The organism is Geminocystis sp. M7585_C2015_104 (genome assembly GCA_015295805.1).
Taxonomy (GTDB): Bacteria; Cyanobacteriota; Cyanobacteriia; order Cyanobacteriales; family Cyanobacteriaceae; genus DVEF01.
The window spans coordinates 66154-86189 of record DVEF01000065.1; the positions used below are offsets into that span (position 1 = coordinate 66154).

Genomic DNA, 20036 nt, shown 5'->3' on the forward strand with positions numbered 1-20036 from the left:
GGTTAGTAGTATCCTAGATCTACCGCTATTCTATGGGCACAACTAAATCCAGAAAAGGCCACCGCATTCAATCCTTGCCCTGGAAAAGTGCTATCCCCCACACAGTAAAGATTTTTGATTGAAGTACGGTTGAAAGGCATTGCCAACAGACCTGGGAGACGACGTGCGGGAATAGGGCCGTAAGTGCCGTTTATACGTCCCAAAAAGCGTCTGTGAGTCAGGGGTGTGCCTATCTCCATATAGTCTAGATGGGCGTCTAACCCCGGGAAAATGGCCTCCAATCGTTCAATTATACGCCCTGCCGCCTCCTCCTTCTTATATTCGTACTGTTTCCTCGATAATCCCCGCCAATATTCTATGCTACTTGGGGTAAAAGTGTGTATGATGTGGTAGCCCTCTGGTGCTAAACTAGGATCTAGTACTGTGGGAATGGACACGAAAATTGTCCCCTGTTCCGTCTCCATATTCTCCCAGTTTTCCAGGAGGATATGATGGCATTCTGGTTTATCCTCCCTAAACAACTCCGCACTTACCCCTAGGTGCAAACTCAGAAAGCTAGGGGATTGACGGTAGTTTTTCTCCCATTGTCTCTCTCGAAGGGGTTTCTTTTGATTCTTCAGTAACTTGTCAAAAGTATCCCAACGGGTAGCATTGGAGACAATCCTCTCCCCATAATACTCCTTGCCGTTAGCTAGTCTCACTCCCACCGCTTGTCCATATTGTACCAGTATCTCGCTTACCCTGGCTCCATACTGGATTTCCCCCCCATGTTTGATCAGGCCTTCTACTAGTTTTTCTGCTATTTTGCCTACTCCCCCCTTTGGATAGTTAATCCCACCATAATGGCGATCGGAAAATACCATCCCTGCATTAATCATGGGGGTTAAGTCAGCCGGTACTGTTGACCAAGAATAACATTCTATGTCGATGAATTTCAACAATTCTGGATTTTTGATATACTTACGGGCTACATCCCCTACATTGAGGGGAAGATATTTCAGCAAACGTAAACAGGCGCCTGGGTTTTGGAAAAACACACGGATTAGATATCTTATTTCTTCCAACGACAACAATTCAATGGAATTAAGGGCATTAAATACCTGCCAACATTCATCATAAAACCCCCTAATCCCCTCTTTCTCCTCTGGGAAGTAGCTGTATAACTCTCCTAGAAATCTCTCGTAATCTCTGTGGACTTTAACTTCTAGGCCATTGGGAAGATGATAGTGTATTTGTACTGGATCTGGTATAGTTTCCAATGTGACTCCCACTGCTTCCAAGGCGCGGGTTAATAGATTGGTGGTGCCGGATTTGCCAAAGCCGAATATCATGGAGGCACCCACATCAAAGCGGTACCCATTACGCTCGAAATAACCTGCACTACCACCCGGGATTACATAACGTTCCAATACTAACACTTTTATCCCCTTTGCCGCCAACTGGGTTGCCGTTACTAATCCCCCAATCCCCGCGCCAATTACAATCACATCATAATGCTTCATATCTTATCTCATCTTCTGTCTTTTGTTCGTCTTCCTTCCCTTACCAGTTTAGCGTTCCTCTGCCTCAAAAACTAGTCTTTTTTTCTCCTTTTTTGCCTCTTTCAAAAACTGCTATGAAATCTCCCAAATTTCTTCTTTTTACCTCCCTATGCAGTCTTATTCTTTGTCTTTATGTCATGATGAAGTCCACACTTCCTTGAGGTTTGCCGGCTACCAACAGTAGGAGTTTATTCAACAGTTTTTTACTGGGGAGATTATTTCCGCCGGCCATTTATTTTCCTCTCTTAAATAGAGCAAAAAAAGGGGTTTCAAATCCCCTATAAATGCCCTTGCCAGCAAACCGGAACCCCCTCCTCTGTACTGGATCACATTATGGCAGTGGCAGAGGCTATTTAACTTATCCATTTTATCCACTAGATTGCTATCAGTTATTTTTAGTATTCTTTCCATTTTGGCTATTTATCTTGTTTCCCAATACCTTTTTGCTGATAAACTGGTTGCCGTCATTACCACTACTATTTTTGCTTTTTCCCCACTGCAGATTCCCTATTCCCAGGAAGCAAGAGAATACAGTCTATGGAATTTATTATCACTCCTGACAATATTTTACTTGTTCAGGGCAATTAGACAAGAGGCATTGGGCTAGAGGGGTTGGGCTATAGGGAATTGTAGACAACAATATTGGTGGGAGTATACTGTCACTTTGACTGCCACATTATACACCTCTCTTTTATCCCTATCAATCCCCATGGTTAATTTTTTTTATGTCCTTTTTTCCCACAGTCTTTTTCCAAAACGCCTAGGGAATTACCTCCTGTTATTCACCATGTTTGGCCTATTATTGTTCAGCCCATGGCTACTAGTAATTTATTACAATTACCATAAACTCAGGGAAAACATCTATTGGCTCAACACACAGCAATCCCCGATGTTTCTTGGCAACATGTGGGCCTTGCATTTTACGAGTGTATTTGCGGATTTAGGCTTGCCTTTGTACCACTCACCGGGCTAGTTGTTTTCTTATTGTACTTATTTTTTGCCTGTTGGGTTGTAGTCTCATTTTTCTTATCCGCACAACCGAAGGGTATTTATGGACTTATCTTGTTTTATTTTTACTAATACCCAGTCTTATTCTAATTGTAACGGACTTAATGTTTGGTGGAATTTGCTCGGCGGTTACCCGTTACTTTTTCCTATCCTATCTGCCATTTTATCTCGCAGTGGGCCACACTTTAGCCCCGAAAATTAAACAAAAATTAAAACTGTGGGTAGCCGTCTTCCTGTCAATTCTACTTCTAGAAAGTGCCTCCAACTTTATCATTCTAAATAGTGATACCTGGTGGAATAAATATACTGGTTGTCATAACCCAGCCATTGCCTCGTCCTGATTATAAACCAAAATATCGGCACTAATGTAAAACTGCGGTTGTTAGACATAGAAACTACCCCTATTTACCCAAAAAAATTTTCTCACGCCTATATATAACCCCCCCGGAATTCAGACAAAAACTGGAAAATATTTACCATACTAAATCAACGTTGGTGTCTCCTTGGTTGTATGAAATTAAACCTAATTAAATCCCAAAATACGGCAAAGAAAGACTTGGTGAGCAGCCACAACATTGTCAATTCGTTGGGTGTATTTTCCGGCTGCCATTGATTGGGTTGACAAAACAACATTTTTATTAGCTGACGATACTGAGTTAAAGATAAATCGGAGAAAAGCAACTTGAATTCTTGGGGCTTTTTCAGGGGTATTATTTCTTTCACCTCCAGAGATAAACCCTTATTGGCAAATAGTAGTCTACCACCTGCCCTTGGTTTTAATTCTGTGTCAAAGGTTATTTCTGCGCCTATCTCACACATTTTTGTTACTATGCCTCTATAACTCCTTTCTTCATCTTGGAAGACGACAGGGAAGTTAACACTCAACCACTGGTATACGTCAGGCTTGGGTTTTTCTACTAATGCTGCTATAGCCCATGCTAAAACTACTAGGTTGTAAATGTTCCAAAAAATAATGAGATTGAAGTCAATAATGCCCATAAACAATCCTCGTCTTTTGGATACAGAAAAAAGGTTTATAAGGTTGAGGATAAAAAAGAAAATCAATGGCGATGCTAACCCCCAATTGAAATAATATCCATCCTGTTTGATGCCTTTGGGTGTTACTCTGAAAATGGCCCGAAAAGGCTCCATCAAAGTCTGGATTATTTCTATGGATATAGGCGTGGCTGTTACCAGATTGTATACCTCTGACATCAACACGGAACGACTGCGAAAATTTAGCCAAGAAAATATGGAAATTTGGACAAAGTATAAAGGAAACAAAAAGTTAATTAACTCCTCTAGGGTAGCCCTAAGAGGCACAACTTGGAAAAGGGTATAAGCCAAGGGAAGCAACAATAAAACCAGTCTAATTGGACTTAAAAACCACTGGAATATACCCTCTAAATGAGCACATCTTTGCCACCACTTTAACCCCTTTACCTTCAGAGGATTTTCGGGGATAAATAATGTCTGAATAGTGCCTCTTGCCCATCTTCTTCTCTGTCTAACATGTCCAAAACAGTTTTCAGCAGATAACCCCGCACTCAAACTTTTTTCCAGATAGATTACTTTATAACCCTCGGCGGCAAGACGAATGCCCGTATGATAATCTTCACTCAGTGTGCCACAAACAAAACCCCCAATTTCCTCCAGGTGTTTTCTTCTTACAACAAAAGAGCTACCATAACAAATAGCAGTATTGATACTGTCACGAATCCTCTGGTAGTAGCGGGAGAAAATATCGACTTCTGTGGGAAGAATTTTGTCTATCCCTAAATTTCTGCAAATGGGGTCAGGAGAGTAAAAACTCTGATATGTTTGTAATAGTGCCAGGCGACTGTCTTGAAAAAAACCCACTGTTTCTCTCAAGAAATCCGTGGTTGGCACAAAGTCTGCATCGAAAACGGCAATTAACTCGCCACTGGTTTGTTGCAAGGCGTTATTCAGATTACCTGCCTTAGCATGGAGACGATTTTTTCTGGTAATGTAACCACAATTTAATTCCTCACATAAACGCCTAACAAAGTCTCTGTTGCCATCATCTAACAAGTATACCCTTTTGGGCTCATATTCTATTGCCTGACAAGCTACAATTGTCCTTTTTATTACCTCCACTGGTTCATTATAACTGGGAATGAAAATATCTACAGTGGGGTTGTATACTCCCTCCTTAACAGCTACAGACATCTTTTCTGCCTGGGGGATTCTAGTCTTTATATTTAGAGTTAAAATGAACTGCCAAAGAGGAGAAATGATTAAGGCTATTTCTATCAAAATCAACAAGCAACTGAAGATGGAGTTTATTGTCGTATCTAGGTTGAGAGAAAAGGCAACACGCCACCAAAGATAGCGAATCAAGAAAAAACAGAATACTGAGACAATTATCAGCCTGGATAAGCGATTTTGCTGTGGAGATATACCCATAACAGTGTAAACAATGAATAAGCCGATAAGCCAGGGCAAAGAAAAGGGATAATATCCTGCCAACTCTAAAGTATTTAACCAACTGACTAGGTGTTTAAACAGAGGAATCAGGTGATGATAAAGCCGGGATAATAACAGGAAAAAAGAGGCAAAAAGAAAACCAGTTATGGCAATTTTTTTGTAAGGAAACGTTGACTGACTGACACGCATTGCCGTATATCAATCAACAGACAACATCACCTTTCCTATGGTAGCCACCACAGAAAATTTCAGCAGTCATCGTCTCCTACTTTGAAAAAACGGCAGCTATCTATAAGTCTTGTAATGAATAATTTGCCGGTGACTTTCCAGTAAGTGTTTATGGCAAGTCTGATAGGAAATATGCCAGCAAATGTTATCGGCGATTATGACAAGGAAAAAAACAATCTATATCTCTGGTGAAGAATGTAAGCTAGAAAGAAGACAGAAGAAGATGATGGCAACTGCTATGCCACCGGTGTAAATATTAGGCATTACAGTGGTAACTATGACAATTCTAACAAGAGAGAAGAAAAATGGAGTCACCTCCCAACAAGACAGTCACAGTCAACCTGGCTGGCTTAACCGTGAAGGGGAAATTTGGGGAAAACAAGACAGTCTATATTCTAAGCTGCCATTAGCCATGGTAGTAATACATAAGAAAACAAAAAAATACAACCCAAACAGCTAGTGGTAACTATAGGGGAAAATTCAAAAGAGAGGATTTACTATCTTCCCCGCTGAATTTCATAAGTAAATCTAGCAAGAGAAAAAAAGACAGTCACAATGCTACTACTGATAAGTCTGACAGGAAAGAAGAATGTGGTTACTAATTCCATCACCTCCCATCCAGATGTTGCAAGTGGCATCCTAAGGCAGGAAAAAGGCAGTTACTGTCTCCCTGATGTCACCTACAAGTCTGACATATAAAAACAAATGGGAATAAGATTAGTTTTTCTTATAGACTGCGAGGTTAATTCACTCATGGTTAACGCCTCTAAGGGATTGCAATTCCCCATACAAGTCTCTAAAGGAGGTTTTTTTGCCTTTTTGGTTTCTTAAAAGATATTGGAATTCGATAAACCAGTCTAGAGTCTTTTGGGAAATATAACCCTCTTCCACCAAAATTTCTCCTATCCTTTTTCCGGGAAATTTTTGCTGTTTCTCTAGAGAAAAATCTATCTGAGACGGGGAGACTAAGTGTGCCCTTTGCAGGTATTCACCAATTAGCAAAATATCACATGTACCCACAATCTTTGGCAACTCTTCCGCAAAAAATTGGACAGTATCAGGGGAAACTAAACCCAAATCGGTGGCAATTTCTCCGAAACGAGTGCCATAGTTTTTCTCTCTTTGTATTTGCAAAACTAACTCTAATTCTTGCTCAGTTATCAACCCAACTCGATACAATAACAAACCTATAGGCAAAGACTGAATTTCCCTCAGGGGATTATAACGGTAGAGGTTAAAACGATGGCGAATAACGTGAAAGAAAAAGGGTAAACTCTCTACTAAATAGCGTTTCCATAGCCTGCCAGGCTCAGACAGTAATCGATGTAACCATTCTAACCCAATATCACTCATCCAACGAGGAGCCCTTTGTTTATAACCAGCCTCAAAGTCAATAGCCGCACCCAGGGGCAAAAATAGTCTAACATTAGGCAGTTGGGGGCGATGTTTTACAATCCATTTTTCCTGTTTAGGCGCGCCCACTCCTATTACTAACACATTTGCCCTTGATTGGTTAATTTTTGTTACAATCTCTTGACACTCGGCCTCATTTTTCTCAAAGCCAAAACTGGGGGAAAGGGCACCTACCACCATTTCCCAGCCTACCTTACGATTGATATTGAGTCTAGCCTGCTGGGCGACTCCCTCCTTTCCCCCCAAGAGGAATATTCTGATATCCCTATTGTGACGATTGTAGCGGTAAAAGGCCGGCAAGAGGTCTGACCCGGAAATTTTCTCCTTGATGGGTTTGCCTAATAGTTTAAGGGTATACTGAAGTATCTTGCTGTCACAGATTACATAGTCAGCGATACGATAAGCCTTCAAAAATTCAGCATCAGTTTGTAATTTTACTATGTGATCCACATTGGGAGTCACCACAAATCCCCCTTTTTCCGTCAGTAGGGGCAACAATTCCGGTAAAGTTATATTGTTTATTGTGATATTTAAAAACTCAATCTTTTCCATCTAAAACCCCTGCTGCCGTTGTTTGCCATGCCGGCTAACCCTTACATTCTATCCCTTTGCCTTCTAGAGTTTATCAGTACTTTTGCTCAGGACAGGTTTAATTTTTTATAAACTCATCCGAGAGTATACTTATAAACTTGATTTTGACTCGCCGGTGGCCATGGGGGTTTTTGTCTAAAAAAATAAGATTCCATGAAGATTGTCCCCCTATGATAACTCCTGGCTGTTCTGGGATTATACTTAAATAATAGAACGGATATATGGGAAAAAAAAACATGAAAACGATGACCAAAGTACTGATAGCCGCCGCTACTGTGGGGGGAATGACAATAGTGGGTATGGAGACAGCCTCGGCTTTGAGTCTAATTACAGCAAGATACAGTGGTAATGACTGTTCCGGTGTATTTGGGAGATTTGCAGAATGTTATGTATCCCCCCCAAACAGCAGTGTGAAACTGTCTCCCATTATTGCCAAGTTTGACGTGGGTCAGAGTGGTCCTGCTATTAATACTAACATTTTTCCTACTGTTAGTGGCCAGGAGTGGTCATTTTCCCCCAACAATGGCAGGGGTTTCCCCACTAGTGCTTCCATTGGCAGTTGGACTTACAATCCAGGCCCAAAAGATCCTGCAATCAAATACTGGGTGGCTAAGGGGGGAAATGCCTTTAATCTGTTTTTCTATGTCAATCCCACCCACACACAACCAGGAGGCGTCTGTCATGGCAATGGCTTAACTTCTTTGGCTTGTTTCCAAAAGGCTGTAGCCACCAAAAGTGGCGTTTGGCAAACACCCCCCACTAAAAAAGGAAATCCTGCCGGTTTATCCCATATATCCTTCTACGGGGAAAGAGTATCCCAAGAGGAAGTGCCTGAGCCCTTGACCATTATGGGAAGTGTGTTAGCATTGGGATTGGGGTGGGGTATGAAACAGCAGCAACAAAAGAGGAAAACCAGCCAAGTGTAACCCCATTTTAAACCCCATATAATTGCGTGTTGTGATTGCCTGTTTAGTGGTATAGATGAAGTCGCCTGTAGCCGGTAGGGAAAAAGGGAAAACTAGTGATATTCGCCTGGTGGTAGACTCCCATCAGATACGGCAAGACATGATAGTCTTGAATAGGGAACAAGAGCACTACCTGCGGCGGGTAGTAAGATTAGAAAATGGGGCATCCTTTGTGGCAATAGACGGCAAAGGCGGGGGGTGGCGGGTTTGTTTAACGTCACAAGGGGCGCAAATTCTAGAATCTTTGTCAGAAAATAGGGAATTGCCTGTTAACGTCACTGTTGTGGTGGCTTTACCCAAAGGCAACGGTTTTGATGAGATTATTCGTTGTTGCACAGAATTAGGGGTTGCCAGTTTCTTGCCGGCACAGGCTGAGCGCACCTTACTACATCCAGGAGAGAATAAAATACAAAGATGGAGGAAAATAGCAAAAGAGGCAGTGGAACAGTCAGAAAGACTAATAGTGCCTAGTATAACCGAACCTAGACCTATAAGAGAAATTTTTGCAGAGTTTAGCACAAAAAATTTACCCAAATACATTGCAGTAGCCAGGGGGAATTCTCCCCATCTGCTTTCCGTTTGTCAAAAGGATTTTTCCTCTTCCAATCTTCCTTCAGAAATAGTCGTAGCTACGGGATGTGAAGGGGGTTGGACAAAGGAAGAAATAGAAATGGCAATGGGAGCTGGCTTTCAAATGGTATCATTGGGCAAGAGAATTTTAAGGGCAATTACCGCACCAATAACGGCGATGGCTATTATCTCTTCCCTATGGGAGAGTGGTAGGAATTAGACTGTAAGAAAGTGGGGGTTAGGGAAAACAAACAATCCGCCTCAGACAAAATACTGGGGAAGAAGATGGGGGGGAGGATTAAACATTTGTATACCACTCACTGTATACTACCTTGAAGCCAAGTGGGGAAAAAGTTGCTTACCGCATCATGGGAAACTAGTTTGAGTATAACCTTTTATTTGACACCATGAAGGGGTATGACAGTCAACTATTTTAGGGGAAGCTAGGGGGAAGGGGGGATGGGATATTAGCAAAAAGGGGGAAAGATAACATTTGCATTTTACCTTTTGGAGGAAAAGTCGACGGTAGGATATAACAGCTAAATTCCCAATGGCAGACAGTTATTAATGCCGTCTATTACAGCCAAGTCATGGGGGAGATTAAACCAAAGTCTATCACCCGCCATTGGGAGGGTTGCTACAGTCGGTGGGGGGATATAACAAGTTAGTGGCTAGTGTAAACTATGAGGGAAAGGTGATAGTTTTCTGTTGTTAGACAGAGGGATGGCAGGGGTAAATGATATAACCACTAGCTGTTAATGTGTGATGGAAGACTGCCGGTTATAGCCTTCTCTGAGATATGACAATCAACCCCGTGGGGAAAACTAAGGGGAGGATACACACAGTCATCTTTCAGAAAGAGGGGATATTGGTAGGAAAAGGGGAGACAACAGTTGCATTTCACCCCTTAGGGGAAAAGTCAGGGATAGGATATAAAAGACAATGGAAAGAGAGTTTGGGAAAACTGGTGGGGGTGACAGTTATCTGTCAGTATCTTTGTCTGTTGGTTTGTTATGACTTTTTGGTAGAAAAGAATAAAAGTTGTCTGTAAGTCGCCAGTGGCTTGTATTGTCTAATGGCTTTTTAAACATATTAATGTTGTCTTTCACTGCCAGGGGAATGATGCTGGGAGGGTGTATCAGTCAATCGCCAATTATGAGGTGTAAATGGCAGGGTGTAATTCAGGGTGGTGGAGAATATCCCAGAGTATCAAGAGTATCACCAGTAATAGGGGAATGAGGCAAGGGTACAAGTATAAATATTTGTCTGTTATCTGTTGCCGGTTAATGGGGTGTGACTTATATCTTATAACTGTTACTGAAACGGGGACAAAACTACTGTCTGACACCGGGAAAATGGTGTACAATACCGACAGTTGACCTGCAGGCAGCAATATGCAGGCAACAGTTATCTGTCAGTGTCTTTGCCTGTTGGTTTCTTATGACTTCCCCGTAGGAGGGTAAAACAGTTGTCTCTATGATGATAGACTGGAGAATGAGAATGATAAACCATATGACTTCAAAAAAGACTAGTGGGAGAATATAACAGTCAACTGCCAAGTGGGGAGACTGGCAGGTAAATATAACAGTCGACTAGGCAAGACACAACATTTGTGTGTTACTTGGGGATAAAAGACTATTAGGTGAGATTTAACAAGTGTCTTGAAGATGGTATGTTGCCGTTTAAGGGTAGACGGTAAGAGGAGGGAATAAAAGTTATCTGTTGATGTATGATTGGGCATTGTCGAAAAGTCCAACCCCATCTTTTTGTGTTATAAAAGACTAGGAGATTAGGAGAAAGACAAATATGGCAGTTGTATTTTGTCGTATTTGATTTTCCAAAAGGAGACTGGAGTGGGTGGGTGATAGTTTTCTGTTACTGGTTAATGGCTTCCCGCCAGGAGGGTATAAACAGTTGTCTGTTGCCGGGTGGTGGGAGACTACTAGGCAGTGACAGTTTTGATGCAACAGTTTCCCGCTATCATCTACCGTGTGATGGCAAACTAGGAAGATGGAGTGATACTCAGTTGGTGGATTATTTGTCTTACTAGCAGTCTCCTCAGTTGGGGGGTTTCTGCTAAAACGGGTAGTAGTCTAATTGGCATTTGAGAAGTTTTGGCCAACTGCGCCACCTGTTGGATAATAGATTCTACAACCTTACCTCGAAATAGAAAATAGGGGAGAATAACGATGGGTTTATCCCCCCTAAAGATTGACAACTCAGAGAGATTACCTCTCCAAAGAATTAGCCTGGCTTCCAACTTACTAGCAAGGGTTTCTAACTCTTGATTGCCTCCCTCTAAACTGGTACCATGGGCAAGTAGGACCCTCTCACAGTCCCCTTTTGTGTTGTACAATTGTTCCAGAAGATTGACTATTTCCGGGTTTTGCCCCAGTGAAGGCATTATTTCCAACATGATGGGGGAGTTTTTGGCTGCCACGGCAACCTCCGTGGGAATATCTTTTACAACATGATAGCCAGACAACAAAAATAGTGGTATAATGTAAAGTCTGTCATACCCGTTGGCGGCTAGGTTAGCGGCTAGTTGTCTAATCCTTTCAGAAAGGGGAGATTCTGTCAACTCCAGACAGGTGGCAAAAAGGGGAAAAGTAAAACCCAAACTACGCAAATCCCCCCACACCCTGCCACAAAAATCCTTCAGTTGCAACCTATAATTGCTACTGTGGCTACCATGACAAACCAATAGAAAAGCAGCGTGACTCATTCAGTCTTTCAAAATACCCCATCCTCTCTATAATTCTATAATACAAAAACTCGACCCAGTTAAGTAAAAGTCAAGTAAGTCCGAATTGCCGTAGGTTAGCCCATGAATTGGTTTCTAGAAATACCCCCTACTGTTCTAACTCTGCTGGTATTGATTGTAGCGCTGATAGCCTTTATTTGTGAGTGGTTACCCGTAGATTTGACAGCATTGGCTGTCACTATAGTCTTAATGATATTGGGTTTAGTGAAGCCGGAAGAGGGTATATCTGGTTTCGGCAACTCCGCCACTATTACTATAATGGCAATGTTGATTCTCAGTGCCGGCATCACTAAAACCGGTGTAATAGAAAGTGTAAGGGACTTCCTCGTCAGATGGGGAGGGAAAAATCCTAGTCGACAGATTTTTGTCTTGGGTTTGACAGTGGGCTCTATAAGTGCTTTCGTGAATAATAACCCGGTAGTGGCCCTTTTCCTGCCTATTGTGGAACAATGGAGCAAACAGGCTAAGATATCTGTCTCCAAATTACTGATACCCCTGTCCTATTGTACCATTCTCGGGGGATTGATGACCCTGGTGGGTACATCTACTAATATCCTGGCAAGTGGCATGGCGGCTAAACTGGGATACAAAGAATTCTCCCTGTTTCAATTCACCAAACTGGGTATTCCCGTCTTTCTCATAGGCTTGGTATACCTGTCTTTAGCCGCGCCAAAGTTGTTACCCCCCAGAAAACCCCCTGGTGGTGACTCCCTCGCCGAAGACTATCAGTTAAAGGAATACGTCAGTGAGATAATTATAACCCCTAAATCCAGTCTGGTAGGACAAACCCTCAGAAGCAGTGGCATCCAGAGGAAATTTGATTTGGATGTGTTGGAAATTATCCGTGATGATATTCATTTTCCCCCACCCCTTGCCGACAAAGTTTTAAACGCTGGTGATATTCTCCTAGTCAGAGGCAGCCGTGATAGTCTTTTGAAAATCAAAGATGAAAAAGGAGTTGAAATATTAGCAGACTTCAAGTTTAACATCTTGGAAGAGAGAAACCAAAAAGAAGAAAAAATAGCCGAGGTGTTAATCCTCTCCAATTCCCGTCTTGTCGGCGCCACCCTGAAGGATATTAGATTTAGACAAAGGTATAATGCCACCGTTTTGGCTATCAGAAGGGGGGAGGAAATCATTAGGGAAAGATTGGGCAGAGTACCTTTGAAATTTGGTGACTTACTTTTGGTGCAAGGGCCAAAGGAGAGTTTTATAGGGTTACAAACCACAAGGGAATTATTGGTTTTGGAGGAAAAAGACATAGAAAACCTAAGACGGGAAAAAGCAGGCATAGCTTTAGCCATTGTTGCCGGGGTGATTCTCCTTTCCGCCTTTGACGTGTTGCCTATTCTGGTTACTAGCTTGGCAGGTGTAATTTTGATGGTGATAACTGGTTGTCTTAAACCAGGGGAAATCTATGGTGCGGTGAGATGGGATGTAATATTCCTCCTAGCTGGCTTAATACCCCTTGGTGTTGCCATGGATAATTCTGGCACCAACCAGTGGATAGCAGATAATATTACACGTATTGCCAGCAATCTCTCTGGTTATTGGCTTTTAGTAGTATTGTACCTAGTCACTGCAATTCTCACGGAAATTCTTTCCAACCAGGCTACCGTGGTGATAATGCTGCCTATTGCCGTCAAAATAGCAGAAATTTTTGCCCTTAACCCCTACTCCTTCATGTATGTAGTCACCTTTGCCGCTTCCAACAGTTTTATGACACCTATCGGCTATCAAACTAATACAATGGTATATGCCCCTGGTGGCTATAAATTCCTCGACTACACTCGTATTGGCTTCCCCCTCACTGTCATGTTTACTTTCATAGTACCATGGCTGGTGGTAAAAATGTATGGGTTGTAGTATTTTCTTCCCCTTGGTGACTGGTGAGGATTAATGTGAGATAATTAACTATTGTTAACTTGCGTCAAGAAGTATTAATTCGTGGATAAAAATCGCACTCTTTCCGATACCAAAAGAAGTTTTTACCAATATCACCGTCGCCCAATTAATTCTGTCTATCGTCGTGTGGTAGAAGAATTAATTGTGGAAATGCATTTGCTGTCTGTCAATGTTGACTTTCGACCTGAGCCGATTTATTATCTAGGTGTCTGTGAGAGTTTCCGCCGTTTTATGGAGGGTTATACCCCCGAAAAAGATAAGAATTCTATTTTTCGCGCCTTATGTCTTTCCGTAGAAGGCAACCCCGACGAATATCAACAACTCTCACAGGCGTTACTTAATTATGCCAAGGATAACCCTCCCTCTAAAGTCATCGACTGGCTGTTAAATCCCACCCCTTTTGACGGCTTGGCGTCTGTGGCTGCTTCTTGGCGTCAAGCCTTAGACAATCCCCGTTTCAAATATAGTCGTCTCTTTGCCATTGGTTTATACACTCTCATGACTGCCAGTGACGAGGAATTGGCTAAAAATCAAGACAAGTTTGTGGAAACCATCCAACCCCTTGCCGACAAACTCAATTTACCCGTAGAAAAACTCAAAAAGGATTTAGATTTGTACCGCAGTAACTTGGAGAAAATGAAGCAAATGCTCAGTGTAATGTCGGATATTTTAGAAGCTGCCAGGAAAAAAAGACAAGAAGAGTCTTCTGCCAAAAACGGTGCTAATCACCAATAAATGCTATAATCTATCCCACCACTTTAAATTCCCAAATACCCCACCAACAAAGGGAAAAACATTATGTTAGACCTAAAAAAAATTAGGGAAAATCCAGATGGAGTTTTGGAAAAGTTACGAAAGAGAGGACAAGAATACAGCTTAGAAGCCATATTAGAGTTAGATAAAAAGCAGAGAGAAATAGAGAAGAAAAGAATAGAATTACAGGCTAGGGGCAATGAAATAGGAAAGATAATTGGACAAAAAATTAGGGGGGGAGCTAACCCCCAGAGTGAGGAAATTCTAAAACTAAAACAGGAGGGGAATGATATAAAGGCCGTTTTGGCGGAATTGGAGCCTCAGGAAAGAGAATTAAAGGCTCAAATAGAGGCCCTATTGTTAGAATTACCCAATTTGCCCTGTGATACTACCCCGGTGGGCAAAGATGAAAAAGACAATGTGGAAGTAAGACGTTGGGGAGACGAATATATACCCGACAACCCCAATCTGTTATCCCACGAGGAAATAGGGGAAAAACTGGGCATTATTGACGTCCAGAGGGCAGTGAAAATCGCTCAGAGTCGTTTTGTTGCCCTGATAGGCCCTGGGGCTGCCCTAGAAAGGGCTCTTATCAACTTTATGTTAGACCAACAGATCCAAGCTGGCTACAAGGAAATCCTACCTCCCTACTTAGTAAATTCTGCCACCCTACAGGGAACAGGACAACTGCCAAAGTTTGCCGATGAGAGTTTTAAGTGTGACAAAGATGATTTATGGCTAATCCCGACTGCGGAAGTCCCCGTTACCAACTTCTATCGGGAGGAAATCCTAGAGGCGGACATGTTACCCATATACCACTGTGCCTTTACCCCCTGTTTCCGTAGGGAAGCCGGCAGTTATGGGCGAGACATTAAGGGTTTAATCCGTCTCCATCAATTCCATAAGGTGGAATTAGTCAAAATAGTCCACCCCGACACCAGCCACCTGGAACATGAGAAAATGGTACAGGATGCTGAACGCATACTGCAATTACTACGGCTGCCTTATAGGGTGGTAGAATTGTGCACAGGAGATTTAGGCTTTAGTGCCGCCAAGTGCTATGACATAGAAGTGTGGTTACCCTCCGCCAACACCTACCGGGAAATCTCCAGTTGTTCCAACTGTCTCGACTTCCAAGCTAGACGCGCCAATATCCGTTTCCGGGAAAAAGGCAAAAAGGGTACTTCTTTCGTCCATACCCTCAATGGCTCAGGTTTAGCAGTGGGGCGCACTATGGCAGCCATTTTGGAAATCTATCAACTCCCCAATGGCAATGTTCGTATACCAGAAGTGCTACAGCAGTACCTAAAAAGAGAGGTATTAGTGGAGGGCTAGTGGGGGTATGAAACTGATAGTAGCCACTGGCAATCCGGGGAAACTGAAGGAAATGCGGGCCTATTTGCAGGGATTGCCGGTAGAATTGGCGAGTAAACCCCCGGAATTGGAAATAGCAGAAACCGGCAGCACCTTTGCAGAAAATGCCCGGCTAAAGGCCTCCCAGACTGCTATGGCCCTCCGCCAATGGGCTATTGCCGACGACTCTGGGCTTTCCGTTACCTCCTTGGGAGGCAAACCCGGTGTCTATTCTGCCCGTTATGGTAATACTGATGCTGAGCGTATTGCCAGACTCTTGCAAGAATTACGAGGGAGTGATGACCGTAGTGCGAGATTCATCTGTGCCATTGCCTTAGCCAACCCCCAGGGGGAGATAGTTATTGAGACGGAGGGGGTGTGTGAAGGGGTGATTTCAGAGACACCCATGGGAGAAGGGGGTTTTGGGTATGATCCCATATTCTACATCCCCGCCGCCGGAAAAACTTTTGCCCAGATGTCTGTGGAGGAGAAGGGCAATTACAGTCACCGGGGTAAAGCCTTTGCCCAATTTCGCCCACTTTTGCAGTCTCTTCTAGAAAAGGCATGAATATGAAGGAAGTTATTGGCGTGGATTTGGGGGGTACCAACATCAAAATGGGGCGTTTTACCCCCACAGGCGACTGTCTGGAATCCCTTACCATCCCCACCCCCCAACCCTCTACCCCCGCCGCCGTGGTGGAAGCTATTTCCCATGGCGTTAACCGCCTCAACCGTCATAAACAGGCCCTTGCCTTGGGGGTTGGTACACCTGGTCCTGCTGATGCTACAGGTCGAATTGCATTAGTAGCCATTAATCTCACAGACTGGCACAATGTACCCCTGGCGGAATTGTTGGAGGCGAAAACCGGGTTAGCCACTGTCATAGCCAATGATGCCAATTGTGCCGGATTAGCAGAAGCCTGGTTAGGCGCTGGCAAAGGCCATAGTAATCTTGTACTTCTTACCCTGGGCACAGGGGTAGGTGGGGCCATCATCCTCAATGGCAAACTATTTACAGGACATTTGGGGGCCGCCGGCGAACTAGGCCTAATTACCCTCAACCCCGATGGCCCTCCCTGTAACAGCGGCAACCAGGGCTCTCTGGAACAGTATGTCTCCGCTACTGCAATAATACGAGAAACGGGAAAGACGCCCGCCTCCTTGGCCTTGTTAGCGGAAAAAAACGACCCGGAAGCCTTGACTTTTTGGCAGAACTATGGTAGGAGACTGGGGGCGGGGTTAGCCAGTATTATCTATGTGTTAACCCCGGAGGTAGTGATCATCGGGGGGGGCATCTGTAAAAGTGCCAAATACTTTCTGCCTGCCACCATTGCGGAGGTAGAGAAAAGGGTGTTGCCTAGTTCCCGTGTTGGCCTAAAAATAACTGTAGCCCAACTGGGGGAAAAGGCGGGGATGGTGGGTGCGGCTTTTTTGGCATGGCAAACCTTCTTCCCTTCACAGTAGTGGTTATGAGAAATCCCTTTCTTTGTTTGGAATACGAGCCGGCCATGGAGAATATGGGGGATGATTATTATACTGAGGTGTTTGCTGCCGAATTCCCCCAACATATTCTCCGCTTTGCCAACTACGACTTGCTGCCTCTGTTGGGCATTGACAGGGATGCTGTTAAACCCGAACACTGGATTGAAGCCTTTGGGAAGTTTAGGGGAGTACGTCCTTTTTTAGCTCTTAAATACCACGGTTATCAGTTTGGTGTCTATAATCCCCAGTTGGGGGATGGTAGGGGTTTTTTGTATGGGCAGGTGAGGGGCACTGATGGAGTATTATATGATCTTGGCACAAAGGGCTCTGGTAGGACTCCTTTTTCTCGCCAGGGGGATGGCAGACTCACCCTTAAGGGGGGGGTTAGGGAGGTGATTGCTGCCGAGGCTTTACATCGTCTTGGGGTTAACACCTCTCGCTGTCTCTGTCTTATTGAAACCGGGGAATCCCTCTGGCGCGCCGACGAGCCGTCACCTACCCGTAGTTCTGTGATGGTACGGCTTAGTAAATCCCATATCCGTTTTGGCACTTTTGAGCGTCTCTACTACTACCAACGTCCGGATTTGGTCAAAAAACTGTTAGATCATGTCATATACTATTATTATCCCCATCTAATGGACTCGGATAATCCCTATCGTCAATTTTACAGGGAGTTGGTGCAAAGAATTGCCCTTCTTGTGGCTCAGTGGATGGCTGCCGGTTTCTGCCATGGGGTTTTGAATACCGATAATATGTCCATTACTGGGGAAGGTTTTGACTATGGCCCCTATGCTTTTATATCTACCTATGAGCCCTCCTTTACTGCCGCTTATTTTGACTACACTGGTAGATACAGTTACGGTAATCAGCCTTTTATTTGTCGCCTGAATTTGGAATTGTTACAAAAGCCTCTTAGTCTAGTTATTCCCAAACAGGACTTAGAAGAAGAATTGGTTTATTTTGATGATTATTACCGTCAGTACTACCTGGATTTAATGTTATCAAAACTTGGTTTTAAATTCCTGGATGACAAACAGCTAGGAGAAGAGTTGGTCAGGCAGACAATTATTCTCTTAAAAGACAGCCAATACCCTTACCATCAGTTTTTTGCTGATTTAGCCCAGGACTTTAACTATAGCTGGCACAACGATGAAAATTTAATCCTCGAAAATAGGGATATAAACGCTGCTAACATGAGCAATTGGCGTAGATTATACCACCGTTGTCTGGAACAGTTTGTCAGAGATGAATTGGACAAAATAGAAAAAACTCTCCATCAATACAACCCCCAAATTGTCCCCATACCAGACATAATTGAATCAGTATGGGAGCCTATATCTGTTAATGATAATTGGCAACCCCTTTATGACCTGTTAGAAGCTATAAAAAAGAAATAAAATCCATAGGGTAAAAACAATTGCATTTACTAATGGCAACCACAGTTGACCCAGTAGTAGCCACCCTGGTAGTAATAATGGGCGCTATACCCGGTGCAGTTGTCCGTTATTACATCACCCGTTTCTCAGCGGAATGGTGGGGGGCTCATTTCCCCTTTGGCACTTTTATAATTAACCTATCTGGCACCCTTTTGATGGGAATTGTAACGGGCCTGTCCATCAAAGACGATACCATAAAACTGCTATTGGCCAATGGTTTTCTGGCATCCTACACAACCTTCTCCACCTTTATCCTGGATACTGTTACCCTGTGGCAGATGGGTGGGAAAAAAAGGGCTTTGCTGTACTATCTGGGAACTGTCCTATTGGGTACGATTCTTCTGAAAGTTGGTATTTTCCTGCCGCGGTTGATATATGGATAAAAACAAACAGCGTACAGTTATGGCTGTGAGTCTGGGTGCTATTGGTGGGGCACTTAGTCGCTATTATCTGGAAACATGGCTTTATCATAAGGGAATTGGTTTGCCTCTTGCCCACATGCTCATCAACTCCTCTGGCTGTTTGCTGATGGGGTTGTTTGTAACGTTGGCTATAAAAAAAAATGTACCCCCTGAAATACGCTTGTTGGTATCAGTAGGTGGCCTTGGCTCTTTTACCACCTTCTCCTCCTACCAGCTAGATGCCTCCACCATTTGGGACAATGGGAATCCTAGGGAAAGCCTAGTCTACTGGATTAGCAGTCCCCTTCTAGGTATAGTCTGTCTTCAGGTGGGCAATTTAATAGCCCATAGGTGGCCACAAAAAAAAAGGGGGTAGTGTATAATGGCCCCCCAGTGGGTTATTCTGTAGTGGACTGACCCTCGTAGTTGATAGCAAAGCCGCCAGTTAACGCGTCTGCCTCTTTGACAAAGCCACTGTAAGCTTCCATACCATGTTCGCCAATATCCAACCCTTTGATTTCCTCTTCTGCAGAGACTCTAATACCAATAGTGGCCTGCAAAGCATACCACGCTATGAAACTGAAAATCACCGTAAAGGCCCCAATAGCCACAATGCCAACAATCTGACTGGTTAATAGCTTAATACCTCCCCCAGTAAACAATCCCCCTTCCGTGGCAAATAGTCCTACAGCCAGGGTGCCCCAAACTCCATTGACCAAGTGAACAGAAATGGCGCCCACTGGGTCATCTATTTTTAACACCTGATCAAAAAATACTACAGAATATACTACTATGATACCGGCAACAACGCCTATAATTACAGCACTAAAGTAACCGACCACGTTACAGCCGGCAGTAATAGCCACTAGGCCTGCTAAGATACCGTTGATAATCATAGAAAGGTCAGGTTTGCCGTCTTTGAACCAGGAGGTGACAGTGGCAGCAACACCTCCGGCGGCGGCGGCCAAGTTGGTGGTAACGGCAATGTAGGGCACATTGGCAGTGGCTGCTAATTCTGAGCCGGGGTTGAAACCAAACCAGCCTATCCACAAAATCAGGCAGCCCAGAGTAGCAATACTCAAATTATGGCCGGGAATGGCGTTAACCTTCCCATCAGGAGAGTATTTCCCTTGACGGGGGCCTAACATTGCCGCACCCACTAACCCTGCCCAGCCCCC

At 43.6% G+C, this 20036-nt stretch carries 20 protein-coding genes; 15 read left to right on the forward strand and 5 right to left on the reverse strand.

The genetic code is table 11. From position 1 onward, the window contains the following. Nucleotides 1-2: 2 nt before the first annotated feature. The gene (crtH, locus tag IGQ44_07885; protein ID HIK37894.1) at nucleotides 3-1502 is read right to left on the reverse strand and encodes a carotene isomerase; all 1500 of its coding nucleotides are present in this window, start codon (nucleotides 1500-1502) and stop codon (nucleotides 3-5) included. Between the two features lie 319 nt (nucleotides 1503-1821). On the opposite strand from crtH, the gene IGQ44_07890 reads away from it, so the two are divergent. Beyond that, nucleotides 1822-2148, forward strand: coding sequence for a glycosyltransferase family 39 protein (locus tag IGQ44_07890; protein ID HIK37895.1), 327 nt, complete (start codon nucleotides 1822-1824; stop codon nucleotides 2146-2148). A 505-nt stretch (nucleotides 2149-2653) separates the two neighbouring features. After that, the gene (locus IGQ44_07895; protein ID HIK37896.1) at nucleotides 2654-2890 is read left to right on the forward strand and encodes a hypothetical protein; all 237 of its coding nucleotides are present in this window, start codon (nucleotides 2654-2656) and stop codon (nucleotides 2888-2890) included. Between the two features lie 145 nt (nucleotides 2891-3035). On the opposite strand, the gene IGQ44_07900 is transcribed toward IGQ44_07895, so the two are convergent. Continuing rightward, the gene (locus tag IGQ44_07900) at nucleotides 3036-5186 is read right to left on the reverse strand and encodes a glycosyltransferase (GenBank protein HIK37897.1); all 2151 of its coding nucleotides are present in this window, start codon (nucleotides 5184-5186) and stop codon (nucleotides 3036-3038) included. 316 nt (nucleotides 5187-5502) lie between these two features. Here IGQ44_07900 and IGQ44_07905 point away from each other — a divergent pair, with 316 nt between their 5' ends. Next, nucleotides 5503-5685, forward strand: coding sequence for a hypothetical protein (locus IGQ44_07905; GenBank protein ID HIK37898.1), 183 nt, complete (start codon nucleotides 5503-5505; stop codon nucleotides 5683-5685). Nucleotides 5686-5780: 95 nt separating this feature from the next. After that, on the forward strand, nucleotides 5781-5924 hold the full coding sequence (locus tag IGQ44_07910; protein ID HIK37899.1) for a hypothetical protein: 144 nt from the start codon (nucleotides 5781-5783) through the stop codon (nucleotides 5922-5924). Nucleotides 5925-5972: 48 nt separating this feature from the next. On the opposite strand, the gene IGQ44_07915 is transcribed toward IGQ44_07910, so the two are convergent. Next, nucleotides 5973-7190 (reverse strand): WecB/TagA/CpsF family glycosyltransferase, encoded by a 1218-nt coding sequence (locus IGQ44_07915; protein HIK37900.1) that lies wholly within the window; start codon nucleotides 7188-7190, stop codon nucleotides 5973-5975. 260 nt (nucleotides 7191-7450) lie between these two features. On the opposite strand from IGQ44_07915, the gene IGQ44_07920 reads away from it, so the two are divergent. From IGQ44_07920 to IGQ44_07930, 3 genes are all read left to right on the forward strand, one after another. Further along, a complete protein-coding gene (locus tag IGQ44_07920; GenBank protein HIK37901.1) occupies nucleotides 7451-8155 on the forward strand; it encodes a PEP-CTERM sorting domain-containing protein in 705 nt (234 codons plus the stop codon). 55 nt (nucleotides 8156-8210) lie between these two features. Next, a complete protein-coding gene (locus IGQ44_07925; GenBank protein HIK37902.1) occupies nucleotides 8211-8984 on the forward strand; it encodes a 16S rRNA (uracil(1498)-N(3))-methyltransferase in 774 nt (257 codons plus the stop codon). Between the two features lie 579 nt (nucleotides 8985-9563). Beyond that, nucleotides 9564-9815: a hypothetical protein gene (locus tag IGQ44_07930; protein ID HIK37903.1), complete on the forward strand. Its 252-nt coding sequence runs from the start codon at nucleotides 9564-9566 to the stop codon at nucleotides 9813-9815. A gap of 951 nt (nucleotides 9816-10766) precedes the next feature. On the opposite strand, the gene IGQ44_07935 is transcribed toward IGQ44_07930, so the two are convergent. Further along, entirely contained in the window at nucleotides 10767-11489 is a 723-nt protein-coding gene (locus tag IGQ44_07935) for a sirohydrochlorin chelatase (protein HIK37904.1), read from the reverse strand. Nucleotides 11490-11609: 120 nt separating this feature from the next. Between IGQ44_07935 and IGQ44_07940 the strand changes: the two genes are divergently transcribed. From IGQ44_07940 to crcB (IGQ44_07975), 8 genes are all read left to right on the forward strand, one after another. Then, nucleotides 11610-13394, forward strand: a complete 1785-nt coding sequence (locus IGQ44_07940; protein HIK37905.1) for an SLC13 family permease — start codon at nucleotides 11610-11612, stop codon at nucleotides 13392-13394. Between the two features lie 81 nt (nucleotides 13395-13475). Continuing rightward, entirely contained in the window at nucleotides 13476-14168 is a 693-nt protein-coding gene (locus IGQ44_07945; protein ID HIK37906.1) for a photosystem II biogenesis protein Psp29, read from the forward strand. Nucleotides 14169-14231: 63 nt separating this feature from the next. Beyond that, complete coding sequence (serS, locus tag IGQ44_07950) at nucleotides 14232-15521, forward strand: serine--tRNA ligase (GenBank protein HIK37907.1); 1290 nt, start codon at nucleotides 14232-14234, stop codon at nucleotides 15519-15521. Between the two features lie 7 nt (nucleotides 15522-15528). Beyond that, the gene (gene rdgB / locus IGQ44_07955; GenBank protein ID HIK37908.1) at nucleotides 15529-16107 is read left to right on the forward strand and encodes an RdgB/HAM1 family non-canonical purine NTP pyrophosphatase; all 579 of its coding nucleotides are present in this window, start codon (nucleotides 15529-15531) and stop codon (nucleotides 16105-16107) included. Next, a complete protein-coding gene (locus IGQ44_07960; protein HIK37909.1) occupies nucleotides 16104-17003 on the forward strand; it encodes an ROK family protein in 900 nt (299 codons plus the stop codon). Before rdgB ends, IGQ44_07960 begins: the two co-directional genes overlap by 4 nt. Before the next feature lie 5 nt (nucleotides 17004-17008). Then, entirely contained in the window at nucleotides 17009-18418 is a 1410-nt protein-coding gene (locus IGQ44_07965; protein ID HIK37910.1) for a YdiU family protein, read from the forward strand. Nucleotides 18419-18450: 32 nt separating this feature from the next. After that, nucleotides 18451-18840, forward strand: a complete 390-nt coding sequence (gene crcB, locus IGQ44_07970; protein ID HIK37911.1) for a fluoride efflux transporter CrcB — start codon at nucleotides 18451-18453, stop codon at nucleotides 18838-18840. Nucleotides 18841-18859: 19 nt separating this feature from the next. Next, nucleotides 18860-19234 (forward strand): fluoride efflux transporter CrcB, encoded by a 375-nt coding sequence (gene crcB, locus IGQ44_07975; protein ID HIK37912.1) that lies wholly within the window; start codon nucleotides 18860-18862, stop codon nucleotides 19232-19234. A gap of 22 nt (nucleotides 19235-19256) precedes the next feature. Here the strand turns inward: crcB (IGQ44_07975) and IGQ44_07980 are convergent. Continuing rightward, the coding region (locus tag IGQ44_07980) for an ammonium transporter (protein HIK37913.1) at nucleotides 19257-20036 on the reverse strand (780 nt) is incomplete at its 5' end.